This is a genomic window from Kitasatospora sp. NPDC093806, assembly GCF_040683335.1.
Lineage (GTDB): Bacteria > Actinomycetota > Actinomycetes > Streptomycetales > Streptomycetaceae > Kitasatospora.
The window spans coordinates 1-15672 of the sequence record NZ_JBFBDO010000022.1 but is presented as its reverse complement, the minus strand read 5'-3'; the positions used below and the strand labels follow the sequence as shown (position 1 = coordinate 15672).

At 74.7% G+C, this 15672-nt stretch carries 9 protein-coding genes and 1 pseudogene; 6 read left to right on the top strand and 4 right to left on the bottom strand.

Translation table 11 applies throughout. The features are described 5' to 3' along the window. Positions 1-141 precede the first annotated feature (141 nt). Both AB0N76_RS14010 and pepN read left to right on the top strand, forming a co-directional pair. Positions 142-2037: a PQQ-binding-like beta-propeller repeat protein gene (locus AB0N76_RS14010; RefSeq protein ID WP_363556657.1), complete on the top strand. Its 1896-nt coding sequence runs from the start codon at positions 142-144 to the stop codon at positions 2035-2037. 169 nt (positions 2038-2206) lie between these two features. Then, a complete protein-coding gene (gene pepN, locus AB0N76_RS14005) occupies positions 2207-4786 on the top strand; it encodes an aminopeptidase N (RefSeq protein ID WP_363556655.1) in 2580 nt (859 codons plus the stop codon). A 128-nt stretch (positions 4787-4914) separates the two neighbouring features. Here the strand turns inward: pepN and AB0N76_RS14000 are convergent, their stop codons facing one another. Then, positions 4915-5145 carry a hypothetical protein gene (locus tag AB0N76_RS14000; protein WP_363556653.1) on the bottom strand — a complete coding sequence of 77 codons (231 nt, stop codon included), beginning with the start codon at positions 5143-5145 and terminating at the stop codon, positions 4915-4917. A gap of 20 nt (positions 5146-5165) precedes the next feature. Further along, complete coding sequence (malQ, locus tag AB0N76_RS13995; RefSeq protein WP_363556651.1) at positions 5166-7352, bottom strand: 4-alpha-glucanotransferase; 2187 nt, start codon at positions 7350-7352, stop codon at positions 5166-5168. A 335-nt stretch (positions 7353-7687) separates the two neighbouring features. On the opposite strand from malQ, the gene AB0N76_RS13990 reads away from it, so the two are divergent. Then, positions 7688-11821, top strand: a complete 4134-nt coding sequence (locus tag AB0N76_RS13990) for a beta-N-acetylglucosaminidase domain-containing protein (RefSeq protein ID WP_363556649.1) — start codon at positions 7688-7690, stop codon at positions 11819-11821. Positions 11822-11923: 102 nt separating this feature from the next. Here the strand turns inward: AB0N76_RS13990 and AB0N76_RS13985 are convergent, their stop codons facing one another. After that, the gene (locus tag AB0N76_RS13985; protein WP_363556647.1) at positions 11924-12568 is read right to left on the bottom strand and encodes an HNH endonuclease; all 645 of its coding nucleotides are present in this window, start codon (positions 12566-12568) and stop codon (positions 11924-11926) included. A gap of 457 nt (positions 12569-13025) precedes the next feature. Here AB0N76_RS13985 and AB0N76_RS13980 point away from each other — a divergent pair, with 457 nt between their 5' ends. Further along, entirely contained in the window at positions 13026-14225 is a 1200-nt protein-coding gene (locus AB0N76_RS13980) for a mechanosensitive ion channel family protein (protein ID WP_363556645.1), read from the top strand. Between the two features lie 87 nt (positions 14226-14312). On the opposite strand, the pseudogene AB0N76_RS13975 reads toward AB0N76_RS13980, so the two are convergent. Continuing rightward, positions 14313-14414 (bottom strand): annotated as a pseudogene (locus AB0N76_RS13975) (hypothetical protein); the annotation flags it as partial. A 29-nt stretch (positions 14415-14443) separates the two neighbouring features. On the opposite strand from AB0N76_RS13975, the gene AB0N76_RS13970 reads away from it, so the two are divergent. Both AB0N76_RS13970 and AB0N76_RS13965 read left to right on the top strand, forming a co-directional pair. Next, on the top strand, positions 14444-15217 hold the full coding sequence (locus tag AB0N76_RS13970) for a glycosyltransferase family 2 protein (RefSeq protein WP_363556643.1): 774 nt from the start codon (positions 14444-14446) through the stop codon (positions 15215-15217). Continuing rightward, positions 15187-15672: hypothetical protein (locus AB0N76_RS13965; protein ID WP_363556641.1), on the top strand; the 486-nt coding region annotated here is incomplete at its 3' end. The genes AB0N76_RS13970 and AB0N76_RS13965, both read left to right, overlap by 31 nt.

Below are 15672 nucleotides of genomic sequence, written 5' to 3'. Positions count from 1 at the left end.
GGGGCGGGAGCGGGTGGGGCGGCGGGCTCCTGCGGCCGTCCGAAAACCGACCCCCCGTACGATGGTGCCCAATCTCACCCGTCCCGCCGGCCACGGAAGTGAACCGGACCCGGGACGATTCCAGACATGACGGGGCATCAGATGGCAGGGGATCACCCTACGCCGGGGGCGGGCGAAACGCCCGGCGGCGGTCAGGACAACCGGGGCGTCTCGCTCGGGCGCAAGCCCGGCGGCGTCGACCCGGCGGCCGTGGCGGACCAGCAGACACAGCTCGACGGGGCCGCGGTCCCCGGTCAGGCCGCACCGGCGGCTCCGGCCGTCCCGCCGGCCGCGCCGCCCGCCGCACCCGCGGCTCCGCCGGCACCCCCGGCCGGGGCGCCCGGCGGGTACGCCTACGCGCCCACCGCCACCGCCTTCCCCGCCCAGGGCGGGGCCCCGGTCCCGCCGCCCGGCGCGCCGGTCGGCCCGTACGACCCGGCCGCGGGCCAGCCGCCGTTCGGCGCCCCGACCGCGGGCCAGCAGCCGTACGGCCACACCGCGCCGCCGCAGGCCGACGGCGCGGCGCCCGGGTACGGCTACCCGCAGCAGGGCGGCTACGGCTTCCCCGGCGCGCCGGTCCCGGCCGCGCCGAAGCAGCGCAACCCGGTCATGCTCTGGGGCGGCATCATCGGCGGCGTGCTGGCGATCGCCATCGTCGCCGCGCTGTTCGTGCTGTTCACCGACAAGTCCAAGGACGAGGACAAGCCGACCGCGAGCGGCGGCACCACCGGCGAGGTCACCGCTCCGGCCACCGGCGGCACCACCGGCGAGGTGACGGCACCGGCCACCGGCGGCGCGACCGGCGGCGGCTCGACCCCCGGCGGCGGCGGCAAGGCCGGCGCGTACAACCTGGCCTGGGCCGCCGACAAGCCGGCCAGCTCGGTCAGCGGCTCCACCCGGCTGCTCGCCATCTGGGGCGGCGACAAGACCGCGATCCGCGCCGACACCACCGGCATCCGCGCCGTCAACACCTCCGACGGCAAGGAGGCCTGGAGCATCCCGGTGCCGTCCGGCGCCAAGGAGTTCTGCAGCGCCTCGTACAGCACCAACAAGGGGCACGTCGCCGCGATCGCGCTGAACACCGGTGACAGCGACTGCTCCACCATCGCCGCCGTCGACGTCAACGCCGGCAAGCTGCTGTGGACCGTCAAGGTCGGCAAGGACCGGATCTCCTCCCCCACCCTGACCATCACCGACAAGGTGATCGGCATCGGCGGCAACATGGCCGGCGCGGTCAACGTCACCGACGGCTCCCCGGCCTGGAGCTTCCAGCCGCGCGAGAAGGACTGCAGCACCTACGGCACCGCGGCCGGCGCCCAGATCGTGGTCACCGACCGCTGCTACGGCCTCAGCACCACCGTCAAGTCCCAGCTGGTGGTCGTCGAGACCGACACCGGCAAGGTCCTGTCCCCCGCGCCGACCACGCTGAGCGGCAGCATCGAGCGGGTCGACAAGGTCGTCTCGGACGCACCGCTGGTGCTGGTGATGAGCAGCGGCCCGAACGGCGACTACATCCTGCCGTTCGACAAGACCTTCAAGCCGGGCAACCAGATGTCGGTCAAGGAGCCGGGCTACGACAGCCTGCGGCTCAGCGGCCAGGGCGACGCGTTCACCCAGAGCCTGGTCAGCGGCACCACCCTGTACGTGCAGACCAACCCGACCAAGCCGTCGATCAACGCCTACGACCTGAACACCGGCAAGCGGATCTGGTCGACCGACGGCAAGGCCAAGGACGGCCTGCGGCTGGTCTCCGGCACCGACAAGGACGGCAAGGTCCGGGCCATCCTCGACATGGGCTACGGCAACGACAACAAGCTGGTGACGCTCGCCCCCGCCGACGGCGCGGTGACCGAGCTCGGCAGCCTGGCCGACAACAAGAGCTCCTCGCTCAGCATCAGCCTGAGCCTGAACGAGTTCGTGCTGCAGAGCGACAACTCGCTGTACGGGTTCTCCCGCAGCAGCATGGACGTCCCGGTGTTCAAGTACGTCAAGAAGTGACGCCGGCGCGGCCGCGGTGACGCGGGCCGGTGCGTGACGGGTGGGGCGGGAGGGTGCCGGTGCGGCACGCTCCCGCCCCACCCGCTTCCGTCTCCGGGCCCATGCCACCGGCACCGGCGGGTGGACATGGCAGGATGCCAGGCATCAGCCTGACGAAGGAGTCCAGCGAGTGCCCGGCACCAACCTGACCCGCGAGGAGGCCCGCACCCGGGCCGACCTCCTGCACGTGGACGCGTACGACATCGAGCTCGACCTGAGCTCGGCCCGAGAGGGGGGCACCTTCCGGTCCACCACCGTGGTCCGGTTCAGCGCCACCACCCCGGGCGCGGCCACCTTCATCGACCTGGTCGCCCCGAGCGTCGAGGAGATCGTCCTCAACGGCGAGCGGCTCGACAACGCCAACTTCGCCGACAGCCGGATCGCGCTGCCGAACCTCGCCGCCGAGAACGAGCTGCGGGTCGTCGCCGACTGCGCCTTCACCAACACCGGCGAGGGCCTGCACCGGTTCGTCGACCCGGTGGACGGCGAGACGTACCTGTACACCCAGTTCGAGGTGCCGGACGCCCGCCGCGTCTTCGCCTCCTTCGAGCAGCCCGACCTCAAGGCCGCGTTCACCTTCACCGTGACCGCGCCCACCGGCTGGGTCGTGGTCTCCAACTCGCCCACCCCGCAGCCGGAGGGCGAGGGGGACAGCCGGGTCTGGCGGTTCGAGCCGACCGGCCGGATCTCCTCGTACATCACCGCGCTGGTCGCCGGCCCGTACGTCGGCGTCTTCGACACCTACGAGAACGGCGAGCAGAAGGTGCCGCTGGGCATCTACTGCCGGCCCTCGCTGCGCGAGTTCCTGGACGCCGAGGACATCTTCGAGGTCACCAAGCAGGGCTTCGACTACTTCCAGGAGAAGTTCGACTTCCCCTACCCGTTCGCCAAGTACGACCAGCTGTTCGTGCCGGAGTTCAACGCCGGCGCGATGGAGAACGCGGGCGCCGTCACCCTGCGCGACCAGTACGTGTTCCGGTCCAAGGTGACCGACGCCGCGTACGAGGCGCGCGCCGCGACGATCCTGCACGAGCTCGCCCACATGTGGTTCGGCGACCTCGTCACCATGGAGTGGTGGAACGACCTCTGGCTGAACGAGTCGTTCGCCACCTTCGCCGAGGCGGTCTGCCAGGCCGAGGCGCCCGGCTCGAAGTGGCCCAACTCCTGGACCACCTTCGCCAACCAGATGAAGACCTGGGCGTACCGGCAGGACCAGCTGCCGTCCACCCACCCGATCATGGCCGACATCAACGACCTGGAGGACGTCCAGGTCAACTTCGACGGCATCACCTACGCCAAGGGCGCCTCGGTGCTCAAGCAGCTGGTGGCCTACGTCGGCCAGGACGCCTTCTTCGAGGGCGTGCGCGCCTACTTCAAGCGGCACGCCTGGGGCAACACCCGCCTGGGCGACCTGCTCGGCGCGCTGGAGGAGGCCAGCGGACGCGACCTCAAGGCCTGGTCCGCCGCCTGGCTGGAGACCGCCGGCATCAACGTGCTGCGGCCCGCGCTGACCCTGAACACCGACGGCGAGATCGAGTCCTTCGCCGTCCTGCAGGACGCCCCCGCGCTGCCCGCCGGCGCCAAGGGCGAGGCCGTGCTGCGCCCGCACCGGATCGCGATCGGCCTGTACGAGCTGGTGGACGGCTCGCTGGTGCGCACCGACCGGATCGAGCTGGACGTCGACGGCCCGCGCACCGAGGTGCCCGAGCTGGTCGGCCGGCACCGCCCGGCCGTCGTCCTGCTCAACGACGACGACCTCTCCTACGCCAAGGTCCGGCTGGACGAGGACTCGCTGGCCGTGGTCACCGAGCACCTCGGCGGCTTCACCGAGGCGCTGCCGCGCGCGCTGTGCTGGGCCTCCGCCTGGGACATGACCCGCGACGGCGAGCTCGCCGCCCGCGACTACCTGACGCTCGCGCTGTCCGGCCTGCCGCGGGAGACCGACATCGGCGTCGTCCAGTCGGTGCAGCGCCAGGTCAAGCTCGCCCTCGACGCCTACGCCGACCCGGCCTGGCGCGAGCAGGGCCTGGCCCGCTGGGCCGAGGCCGCCGAGCAGGCGCTGCGCGCCGCCGAGGGCGGCAGCGACCACCAGCTGGCCTGGGCGCGGGCGCTCGCCGCCGTCGCCCGGACCGACGGTCAGCTCGGCCTGCTCGCCGGGCTGCTGGACGGCACCGCCGAGATCCCCGGCCTGGCCGTCGACACCGAGCTGCGCTGGACGCTGCTCGCCCGGCTCGCCGCCACCGGCCGGGCCGACGAGGCCGCGATCGAGGCCGAGCTGGCCCGCGACAACACCGCGGCCGGCCAGGAGCACGCGGCCAGCTGCCGGGCGGCCCGGCCGACCGCCGAGGCCAAGGCGGCCGCCTGGACCGCCGCGGTGGAGTCGGACGAGCTCACCAACTACGTGCTGGCGGCGGTGATCGGCGGCTTCCAGCAGGCCGACCAGCGCGAGCTGCTGGCGCCGTACGCGGCGAAGTACTTCGCCGCGGTGAAGGACGTCTGGGCGACCCGCAGCCACGAGATCTCCTCGCAGATCATCGGCGGGCTGTACCCGGCGCTGCTGATCGAGCAGGGCACGCTGGACGCCACCGACGCCTGGCTGGCCTCGGCCGAGCCGGCGCCGGCGCTGCGCCGGCAGGTCGTCGAGGTGCGGGCCGGTGTGGAGCGGGCGCTGAAGGCGCAGGCCGCGGACCGGGCGGCCGGGGCGCGCTGACGCCGCGAAGGTTCCCCCTCCCGGGTGACGGGAGGGGGAACCACCCCGTCGGGGAGGAACGCCCGAGGGGGCGCCGGACCACGTCCGGCGCCCCCTCGGGGTCTGTTCCGTGGGTGGAGGGCCCTCGGTTACTTCTTCTTGTCCTTGCCGCCGAGCGGCAGCGCCGCCAGGCCGGCGATGATCGCGAAGGCCGCGAGCGGGGCCAGCACGTACAGACCGAGGGTCTGGGCGACGCTCAGGCCGCTACCCGGGTCGTCGCCGTCGTCCCGGGTGAGGGCCATGGCGGGCGACGACAGCAGCATCATCAGCGTGACCGTTGCGGTGACCGCGCCGGCTCGCAAAGCGTTCCTCTTGTCCACGGTGCCAACTTACCCGCCGCTTACGCCGGACCGCTCGGCGGGGTCGGCCTTTCGGGAGGGGTGGCGGGGCCGGCGGCGGACACCGGGCGGAGCAGCTCGGCGAGGGTGCGGGCGGCCGGGGCGGCGGCCAGCGCGTCCAGGGTGACCGGCGCGCCGGAGCCGTCCGCGACCGGCAGCCGCCAGTTCGGGTACTGGTCCCAGGTGCCCGGCAGGTTCTGCGGCCGGGGGTCGCCGACCAGGTCCGGCAGCCAGACGCCGACCAGCTCGGCCGGGGTCTCGGCGAGGAAGCGGTAGAGCGCGTCCGCCGAGAGCGGCTCGCCGCCGGCCAGCAGGCCCAGCCGGACCAGCTCGGCCCGCCAGTCGGACAGCTCGGCCGCCGCCTCCGCCTGCTCCTCGCCGAGCGGGCGGGCCAGCAGGCCCAGCCGGTGCCGCAGCTCCACGTGCTCGCCGGAGAGCCGGGCGGCGGTGGACGGCAGGTCGTGCGTGGTCAGGGTGGCCAGGCTGCCCGGGCGCCAGCGCGCGGGCGGCAGGATCTCGCCCTTGGCCTGCCAGTCCCGCTCGAACCAGAGCACCGAGGTGCCGAGCACGCCGCGCGCCGCCAGCTCCTCCCGGACGCCCGGCTCGACGGTGCCGAGGTCCTCGCCGATCACCGCCGTGCCGGCCCGGTGCGCCTCCAGGGCCAGCACGCCGAGCATCGCCTCGGCGTCGTAGCGGACGTAGGCGCCCTCCAGCGGGGAGTGCCCGGCCGGCACCCACCAGAGCCGGAACAGGCCCATCACGTGGTCGAGCCGCAGCGCGCCGGCGTGCCGGGCGGCGGAGCGCAACAGTTCGGCGAACGGCGCGTAACCGGCGGCGGCCAGCGCGTCCGGGCGCCAGGGCGGCAGGCCCCAGTCCTGGCCGTGCGCATTGAAGGCGTCGGGGGGCGCGCCGACCGAGATGCCGGTGGCCAGGACGTCCTGGAGCGCCCAGGCGTCGGCGCCGTCCGGGTGGACGCCGACCGCGAGGTCGTGCACCAGGCCGACCGGCATCCCGGCGGTGCGGGCGGCCTGCTGGGCGTCGGCGAGCTGCCGGTCGACCTGCCAGGCGAGCCAGCGGTGGAAGGCGACCCGGTCGGCGAGTTCGGCGGCCTCGTGCCGGACGTGCGGGGAGTCGGGGTGGCGCAGGCCCTTGGGCCAGTGGTGGTGGTCGGCGCCGTGCCGTTCGGCCAGCGCGTTCCAGACGGCGTGGCGCTCCAGCCACTCGCCCTCGCGGGCCCGGTAGGCGTCGAACGCGGCGGTCCGGACGGCGCCGTGCCGGTCCGCGTACTGTCGGTACTCGTCGTGCAGCAGCTCCAGGGCCTGGCGCTTGAGGGCCCAGACCTCGTCCCGGTCGATCAGGCCGTCGTGCGCCAGCACCTCGGCGCGCAGCCGGGCGGCGCGGCCGAGCAGCTCGTCCGCCTCGGCGCGCCGCTCGCCGGCCAGGTAGGCGTACTCGGGGACGGCCTCGACCCGCAGGTGGACCGGGTCGGCGAAGCGGCGGGAGGAGGGGCGGTAGGGGGACGGGTCGGAGGGGACCGCGGGCAGGGCCGCGTGCAGCGGGTTGATCTGCAGGAAGCCGGCGCCCAGGGTGGCGGCCCAGCGGGCGAGGTCGGCGAGGTCGGCGAGGTCGCCCATGCCCCAGGAGCGGTCGGAGAGCACCGAGTAGAGCTGGGCGAGGAAGCCCCAGCTGCGGCCGGGCAGGGCGGGAAGGCGTTCGGGGGCGACGATCAGGTGGGCGGTGGCGGCCTGTTCGGGGGTCTCGGCGCGCAGGGTGTGGCGGCCGGGCGGGAGGTCGGCGGGGAGCCAGTGGGAGTGGCCGCGCGGGAGCTGCCAGCGGCCGCCCTGTTCGAGTTCGACGGTGAGCCGGGTGTCGGCGGGGACGTCCAGGGCGGTGCGGCGGCCGGCCCGGGCCACCACGGTGGGCGGCAGCAGGCGGGCGAGCTGTTCGGCGCGGTGGCGGGCGAGGGCGTCCCGGGCGGCGGCGGGGGTGGCCGCGTCCACGCCGAGCGCGGCGAGGACGGCGACCAGGGTGCGGGCGCCGACCGGGACCCCGCCGGGGCCGTACCGGGTGTCCACGCCGTGGGCCTGGGCCAGGGCGACGAGTTCAGGCGGGGGTGGCGGCGCGTCCTGCGCCGGCACTTCGAGGCCGTCCAGGCGGTCGGCTCCGTCACGGTCGAGATAAGCGGCCACTCGCGGCTCCTGCGATGTCTCGGCAACGCCCAGTCAGGACAGGCACAGTCCTACCCGGGTGACGGCTCGGTGACCCGGCGCGACACACACGGGCGGGGGAGCGGTGGCGCGCCGGGGGGCGCGCGGGCCCCGGGGTGCGGCGACGACATGGGGAGATGAGGTGCGGAGATGACGTACGGGAGGTGTCGGGGAGGCCGCCGGTTGGTGCGGGGGCGAAGGGTCGAAGTCGGGGGTAAATCGGACAAAATAGGCATACCCGTCGGCGGCGTTGACACCGCGTGGGGTACCTGGTGGGCTTTGGCGCGATGTGGTTCCGGCCTGGCGAGGAGGCTCCTGTGCAAGCCCGAGTGTCCGAGGTGGCCGGGCGGCGGCTGCGTCAGCAGCTGGAGCAGAGTCCGGCGTTGCGCGACGTGCTCTACCACCCCGCCGCCCTCGCGGCGCGCCGGGCCACCGCGCGGACCTGCCGTCAGCTGGCGCCCCGGACGGCGGACCGGCTGATCGCGGACCTCAAGGGCACCCCGCCGCTGCTGCCCTCGGTCCGGGCCGAGCGCGCGCTGGCCGCCCGACCGGGGTCGCCCAGCCGGCGGACCCTCCAGGTGGCGGCCACCCTGTCGGCGGCGGCCGTGGTCGGCGGCCTGCTGGTGAGCGGCCCGGCCGCGTACGCCCAGGCGCCCGGACCCGACGTGGTCAGCACCGCGAGCAGCGCCACCCAGACCCCGCTCGGCAGCGTCAGCGACCCGCAGGTCTTCCCGCGCCCGCAGGAGCAGAGCGTGGCCGGCAAGCCGGTCACCGTGCCGAGCGCGGTCACCCTGGTCACCGCCCCGAAGGCGGACCACGGCGCGGTCGACGCGGTGCGCGAGGTGCTGGGCGTGGCCGGGGCGAGCGTGGTGAACCCGCAGGCCGAGGCCGGTCCGCCGGTCGCCGGCGCGCTGGTGGTGTACGTCGGCGGCGCCGCCGAGGGCGCGGGCGGCGAGACCGACCGGGTGCTGCGCGAACTCACCGTGGCGGCCGGCGGCAAGGACAGCGCGGCGCCCACCACCGCCGGGATGCCGGCCGGCGGCTACGTCCTGGCGGCCGGTCAGCTGCCGGTCGCGGGCGGCGGCACGTACGGCGCGGTCGTGCTGGCCGGCGCGGACGCGGCGGGCACCTTCTACGCGGCGCAGTCGCTGCGCCAGCTGCTGGCCGCCGTCCCGGCCGGCCAGGGCCAGGCGCCCGGCGCGGCCGGTCTCGGGCTGCCCGGGATCACGTTGCGCGACTGGCCGTCCGGCGCGCCGGTGCGCGGCACCGCGGAGGCCTTCTACGGCACCCCGTGGACCCAGCAGCAGCGGCTCGACCAGCTGGACTTCCTCGGCCGGTCCAAGCAGAACCTCTACCTCTACGCCCCCGGCGACGACCCGTACCGGCTGGCCCGCTGGCGGGACGCCTACCCGCAGGCCAAGGCCGACGACCTGCGCGCGCTGGCCGCCCGGGCCGGGCGCAACCACGTCACCCTCGGGTACGCGATCGACCCCGGCCAGTCCTTCTGCTACAGCTCCGGCAAGGACGCGGACGCGCTGGTCGCCAAGCTGGACGGGCTGCGCAAGCTCGGCTTCGGCGCGTTCCAGCTCCAGTTCCTGGACGTCTCCTACGACGAGTGGCACTGCTCCGACGACCGGTCGAAGTACGGCACCGGTCCGGCCGCCGCCGCCAAGGCGCAGGCCGAGCTGGTCGCCAAGGTGCAGGACCGGCTGATCGCGAAGAACCCCGGTCTGGCCGCGCTGTCGGTCGTCCCCACCGAGTACCACCAGCAGGGCGCCACCCCGTACCGGACCGCGCTGGCCGCGGCGCTGCCGGCGGGCGTCCAGGTGGCCTGGAGCGGCGTCGGGGTGATCCCGGAGCGGATCACCGGCACCCAGGCCGCCGACACCGCGGGCCTGTACGGGCACCCGCTGGTCACCATGGACAACTACCCGGTCAACGACGCCACCCCGGACCGGCTCTACCTGGGCGCCTACACCGGCCGGGACACCGAGGTGGCGAACCGGTCGGCGGTCATGCTGACCGGCGCCATGCGGCAGCCGGTCGCCTCCCGGATCGCGCTGTCCACCGCCGGCGACTTCGCCTGGAACCCGGCCGGCTACAAGCCGGAGGACTCCTGGCAGGCGGCGCTGCGCTCGCTGGCCGGCCCGACCGGTTCGACCCCCACGCCCACCGGGGCGACCCTGGCCGCCGTCACCGCGCTGGCCGGCAACAGCGTCTCCTCCCCGCTCGCCAAGCAGGAGTCCGGCTACCTGCTGCCGCTGCTGGAGCGGTTCTGGGCGACCGCCGAGCCGACCTCCGGCGCCGCCCCCGACCTCGCCAAGCTGATAGAGGCCGCCACCCCGCTGCGGGACGCGTTCACCGCGATGGCCGGGGCCCAGCAGACCCTGGCGGCCGCCCCGGCCACCGCCCCGCTGGCCGCCGAGGCCGCGCCCTGGCTGGCGCCGCTGCGCGACTACGGCCTGGCCGGGCAGGCCGCGCTGGACATGCTGCTGGCCCAGCGCGGCGGCGACGGCGGGGCCGCCTGGAAGGCCCGGGTCGAGCTGAACAAGCTCCGCGAGCAGCTGGGCCAGAGCCCGGCGACGGTCGGCGCGGGCGTGCTCGGCCCGTTCCTGGAGCGCGCCGTGCGGGCCGCCGACACCTGGGCCGGCGTGGTCGGCGGCGGGATCACCCCCACCACCACCCTGGGCACCGCGCACGACCACCTGCCGGCCCTGATGACCGACGGCGTGGCCGACACCTTCTACTGGAGCTCGGCGCCGCCGCAGCCCGGCGACTCGGTCGGCCTGGACCTCGGCGGCGGCCGTCCGGTCGGCAGCGTCACCGTGCTGATGGGCTCCTGGGGCAACGGCCCGGACGGCCAGAGCGCGCTCGACGACTACATCCGCGACGGGGTGCTGGAGTACTCCACCGGCGAGGGCGGCTGGAAGCAGCTGGCCGTCGCGAAGAACCAGAAGACCGTCTCCGCGCAGCTGCCCGCCGGGACGATCGTGCGGGCGGTCCGGCTGCGCGCCACCGCCGCGCAGAAGACCGCGGTCGCGGTCCGCGAGTTCTCGGTGACCGCGCCGGACGAGGCACCGGCCAGCGTCTCCGGCGGCCCCGCCGCGCTGCCCGGCTCCTCGGCCGCCGCCGTGCTGGACGGCAACCCCGACACCGCCTACCGGGCGGCCACCGCGCCGACCGCGCAGGACGAGCCGCTCACCGTCGAGCTGGGCGCCGCCCGGCCGCTGGACCGGCTGACCGTGCTCACCGACCCGGCCGTCCGGGCCTCCGCGGCCGTCGCGGTGCGCCACCCGGACGGCAGCTGGACCGAGATCGGCACCGTGCAGCCCGGCTGGAACGAGCTGTCGGCCGGCGGGCAGCCCGCCGACGCGTTCCGGCTGGCCTGGAAGCCCGGCGGGGAGCCGCCGGTGGTCAACCAGGTGATCCCCTGGTACGCGGACGCCCCGGCGGCCCGGCTGAGCCTGACCGACGCCTCGGTGGACGCGGTGATCGGCGAGACCACGCCGGCCCAGGCCCGGGCGACCGTCGAGGCGGGCCGGCCGGAGGGCGTGACCGGCGAGCTGCGGACCGAGGTGCCCGCCGTCGCCAAGGGCCTGACCGTGGCGCCGGTGACCGGGGTGAGCGTGCCGCGCGGCGGCCGGGTCGGCGTGCCGCTGCTGGTCACCGCCGGGCCGGAGACGCCGTCCGGGACGTACCAGGTGCCGGTGGTGTTCGTGGCCGGCCAGGCCACCGTCCGCCAGGTGCTCCAGGTGCACGTGGTGCCGCCGACCGCCGGGCCGGACCTGGCCATCACCGCGCAGGCCACCTCCTCGGGCGACGAGACGCCGAACTTCCCGGCCGCCGCGGTGGCCGACCAGGACCCGAAGAGCCGCTGGTCCTCGAAGCCGGCCGACGACGCCTGGGTGCAGCTGGAGCTGCCGAAGGCCACCCACCTGGGATCGGCGGTGCTGCACTGGCAGACCGCGTACGCCGCCTCGTACAAGATCCAGGTCTCGGCCGACGGCCGGTCCTGGACCACGGTCGCGAAGGTGGAGGACGGCAAGGGCGGCAACGAGACGGTGCGGTTCGACGCGCCGGGGGCGAAGTTCCTGCGGGTGCAGGGGGTGGCCCGGGCCACCAAGTACGGCTACTCGCTGTGGGGGATCGAGCTGTACGCGGCCGCCTCGGCGGCCGGGGCGGTCACGCCGCCGGTCGCGCCCCCGGTGACCCCGCCGGTCACCCAGCCGACGACGGCGCCGACCCCGCCGGCCGGGCAGGGCGGCGGGCAGCAGTCGGGCGGCCAGGCCGGTGGTCCGGGCGGCGGCACGGCGACCACGCCGCCTCCCACGCCGAGCCCGTCGGGCACCCCGGGCGGCCCGGGCGGCCCCTCCCCCACGCCGTCCGCCTCGGCCGGCTCTGCGGGCTCTGCGGGCTCTGCGGGCTCGCCCAGCGGCACGCCGAAGCCCTAGGAGTCCCGCCAAACGGCGGGCCGCCGCGCTCCCCGGTGCGGGGTGCGCGGCGGCCCATGAGGCGTACCGGGAGTCGGACGGGCAAGCCCTTGTGGAACGGGGTCAGGCGGAGAGCGGTTCGGGCTGCTCACCGCGGCGGGCGGGGGCGGAGTGGGCGGAGTGCGCCCGACCGAGCGGCACCGGATGGCCGGTGTCGGTATGGTCGTGGTGTTCGTACTCGCCCCACTGCGGGGCGCGCAGCTGGTCGGATCCGCCGTACGGCTCCAGGTAGGGCCGCCAGCGCGGATCCTTGATGCCGGTGCCGATGATCCGCCAGGCCAGGCCGGTGGGCGGCGCCGGTGGTCGTTTCATCCGCCAGCCGAGCTCGGTGAGGTGGCGGTCGGCCTTGGTGTGGTTGCAGCGGCGGCAGGCCGCCACCACGTTGTCCCACCGGTGCTGGCCGCCCCGGCTGCGCGGGATGACGTGGTCGACGCTGGTGGCGGCGGCCCCGCAGTAGACGCAACGGCCGTGGTCGCGGGCGAACAGCGCCCGGCGGGTGAGCGGGACGGGCCCGCAGAACGGGACCCGGACGAAGCGGGTCAGTCGGACGACGGACGGCGCCGGAAGGGCGCTGGTGGCGCTGTGCAGAGTGACACCCGAATCCTCGAGGCTGACCGCCTTGTGGTTGAGGACGAGGATGAGTGCGCGGCGCATCGATACGACGCCGAGTGGCTCGTAGGACGCGTTGAGGACCAGGACATGCGGCACGGATGCCTCCTTGGACGCCTGCGGCGCGTGGCTCGCGCCGGGACGAGCGGTTCGATCACGCAACGGGTGCGTGATCTCCCCCAGTGTCGCCTTACGCCTTCGTACGGCGCCACCACTCCTGTGTAACGGACCTGACGGAACTCCGGGTGTGGTTTCCGTCATACCCGGTATGCCCGGGGGAAGCACGGGTTGCACGCGGGTGCCCCGGCGGGGGACGGCTGGGCCGGTCGGAGCAGCGCGCGGAGCAGCAGGGGGAGCGGCGCGCGAGGGCGTTGACGGGGCGTCCGGGTGGGCTCGCGCGCCCTCCCGCGCGCGGTGGGCGGGCCCTCGGCGTGTCAAGGTGCGGGCCGGGCGGCGGATAGGGTAGTGCGGACGGTCCGCAGGCCAGGGGCGTGCCTTCGGGGTGTGCCGGCGTGGCGGCGGGCCGTGCCACGACCCCAGCAGGAAGGTCCCGCACGTGTTCCGCTCCGGTGTCGCCCGCCTCCTCGCCGACGCGTCCGCCACGCCGTCGGCCTCGGTGCCGGCCCCGTCCCCGAGTCCCACGGCCCCGGAGTTGCCGCCGCTCGACCTGAGGATCCCGACCAGCGCGCAGGAAGTCTCGGACACCACCCGGCAGGCCGCCAGCTGGTTCGACTCGCACTGGCAGGACTGGCTGGCGAGCGGGGTGCGGATCGTCTTCATCATCGTGCTGGCCCTGGTGCTGCGGGCGATGGTCCGCAAGGTGATCACCCAGTTGATAACGCGGATGGTGCGGCCCGCCGAGAACGAGGACGAGCCGAACCGGCTGGGCGGGCTGCTGGCCAACACCGGGGTGATCAACCCGGAGCGGCGGCAGCAGCGCGCGGAGGCGATCGGCTCGGTGCTGCGCAGCGTCGCGTCGTTCTCGATCCTGGGCACGGCGGCGCTGATGGTGCTGTCGGCGCTCGGGGTGAACCTGGCGCCGCTACTGGCGAGCGCCGGTGTGGCCGGTGTGGCGATCGGTTTCGGCGCCCGCAACCTGGTCACCGACTTCCTCTCCGGGGTCTTCATGATCATGGAGGACCAGTACGGCGTCGGCGACGAGATCGACACCGGGGTGGCCACCGGCACGGTGCTGGAGGTCGGCCTGCGGGTGACCAAGCTGCGCGGCGCGGGCGGTGAGATCTGGTACATCCGCAACGGCGAGGTGAAGCGGATCGCCAACATGAGCCAGGGCTGGTCGACCGCCTCGGTGGACGTCCAGGTCGGGTACAAGGAGGACCTGGAGCGGGTCGAGACGCTGATCCGGGAGACCGCGGAGGCGATGGCCAAGGAGGCCCCGTTCGACGAGCTGGTCTGGGCGCCGTTCTCGATCCTGGGCGTGGAGTCGGTCGCGGCGGACTCGGTGGTGCTGCGGATCGAGGCGCGGACCGCCCCCGGCAAGTCGCTGAGCGTGGCGCGGGCGCTGCGGCAGCGGCTGAAGGCCGTGTTCGACGAGGCCGGGGTCAAGGTCAAGGAGGAGGTCGCGCCGGCCGCCGGCGCGGGCGCGGCCGCCGCCGCAGTGGTGCTGACCACCGCCGCGGCCCCCGCCCCGGGCACCGACCCGGCCCCGCCGTCCGCCCTGGCCGACCCCACCTCCGCGGGCTACAAGGCCACCGCCCCGATCCCCGCCCCGGTCGACCCGACCAAGACCCCCTGACCTCCGGGCACCCCGCCCGCCGGGCCCCGCCTCCCGATGAGGCGGGGCCTTCGCGCTACCCGAGGCAGCGGATCAGGTCGGCCCCAGCCGCTCCACCCGGTCGTAGCCGACGACGTGATGGCCCCTCTCGGCGGCGCGCACGGCGAGCGGCAGACCGACGTAGCCTTGTCCGGCGACAACAACCTTCATGACGACTCCAACCGGGTAAAGGAGCAGCTGTGCCGCTCGTGTCTGTTGTGATGCCGGTGCACAACTCGGCCTCCACCGTCGGCGCCGCGGTTCGGTCGGTGCTCGCGCAGACGCACGGCGACGTGGAGGTGTTGATCACCGATGACGCGTCCACCGACGACTCCTGGAGCCTGCTCATGGAGCTCGCCCGGCAGGACGAGCGGGTCCTGCCGCGGGCGGCACCCGAGCAGGGCGGTGCGGGCCGGGCACGCAACCTCGCGATGGAGCGTGCCCGGGGAGAGTGGATCGCCTTTCTGGACGCCGACGACCTGTGGCTGCCGACGAAGGTGGAGCAGCAGCTCGACTTGGGGGCCGTCACCGGCGCGTCCCTCACCCACACGTCGTACTTCAAGATGGACGCCGAGTACGCCGGCGAGGCTGCCGATTTCCTTCCGAACGGTCGCGTGGTCCGGGCGCGCGACCGGGTGGACTACCAGGCGATGCTGGTGCAGGACCACATCGGGTGCTTGACCGCGATGTACTCCCGGAAGGTGCTGGGCACGCGGCTGATGCCGGAGATGCGGCGGCGGCAGGACTACGCCCTGTGGCTGTCGATCATGCGTGACGGCGTCGAGGCACGGGGGCTGTCCGAGCCGCTGGCGGTCTACCGGTCCGGCCGCGCGGGGTCACTGTCCAGCAACAAGCTGTCCTTGGTCCCGTACAACTGGGAGTTGTACCGCCAGCACGAGGAGCTGTCGGTACTCCGGTCCGTCGGGGCGCTGGCCGGGGCGACGTGGGCCAGCGTGCGGAAGTCGCGGATCTAGCTCGGCCGACCGGTGTCCCGCAGGAACAGCTGGAGGAGCAACCGGCGATCGTCCGGCGCCACGTCGCGCTGGCCGTCGCCGAGCGGTTCACGGCCGTGGACGCAGCGGTGTTGGTTCAGGAGCAGCAGGTCGCCACGCTGGAGCGTGAACGTGGCCTGCCCCGCGGTCAGTTGCTCCGAGAGTTCCCGCGCTGCGCGGGCGTGCGCGCCGCCCAAGCCGGGCTGGTTGACGACCCGGTAGCGGATCCGTCGATGGAGGAGCAGGCACAAGTTCCCTTGCTCACCCCGCAGCACATTCCGGGCCCCGCCGCGATCACGATCGCGGCGGGGCGGCAACAAGGTTCTCCGCTCGATCCTCCTTCCCGGCTTCCGCACAGGAAGTCGGCCCAGTCGACTTCCTGTGGGGGCGCCGGGGGATACCGCCCCCGCGTCGGCGAGGCCGAGAGGTCGGAAGGG

Bases quoted from the DNA above. Each gene is read 5' to 3' on its own strand.
- AB0N76_RS14010 (WP_363556657.1), top strand. From the start codon at position 142: ATGGCAGGGGATCACCCTACGCCGGGGGCGGGCGAAACGCCCGGCGGC.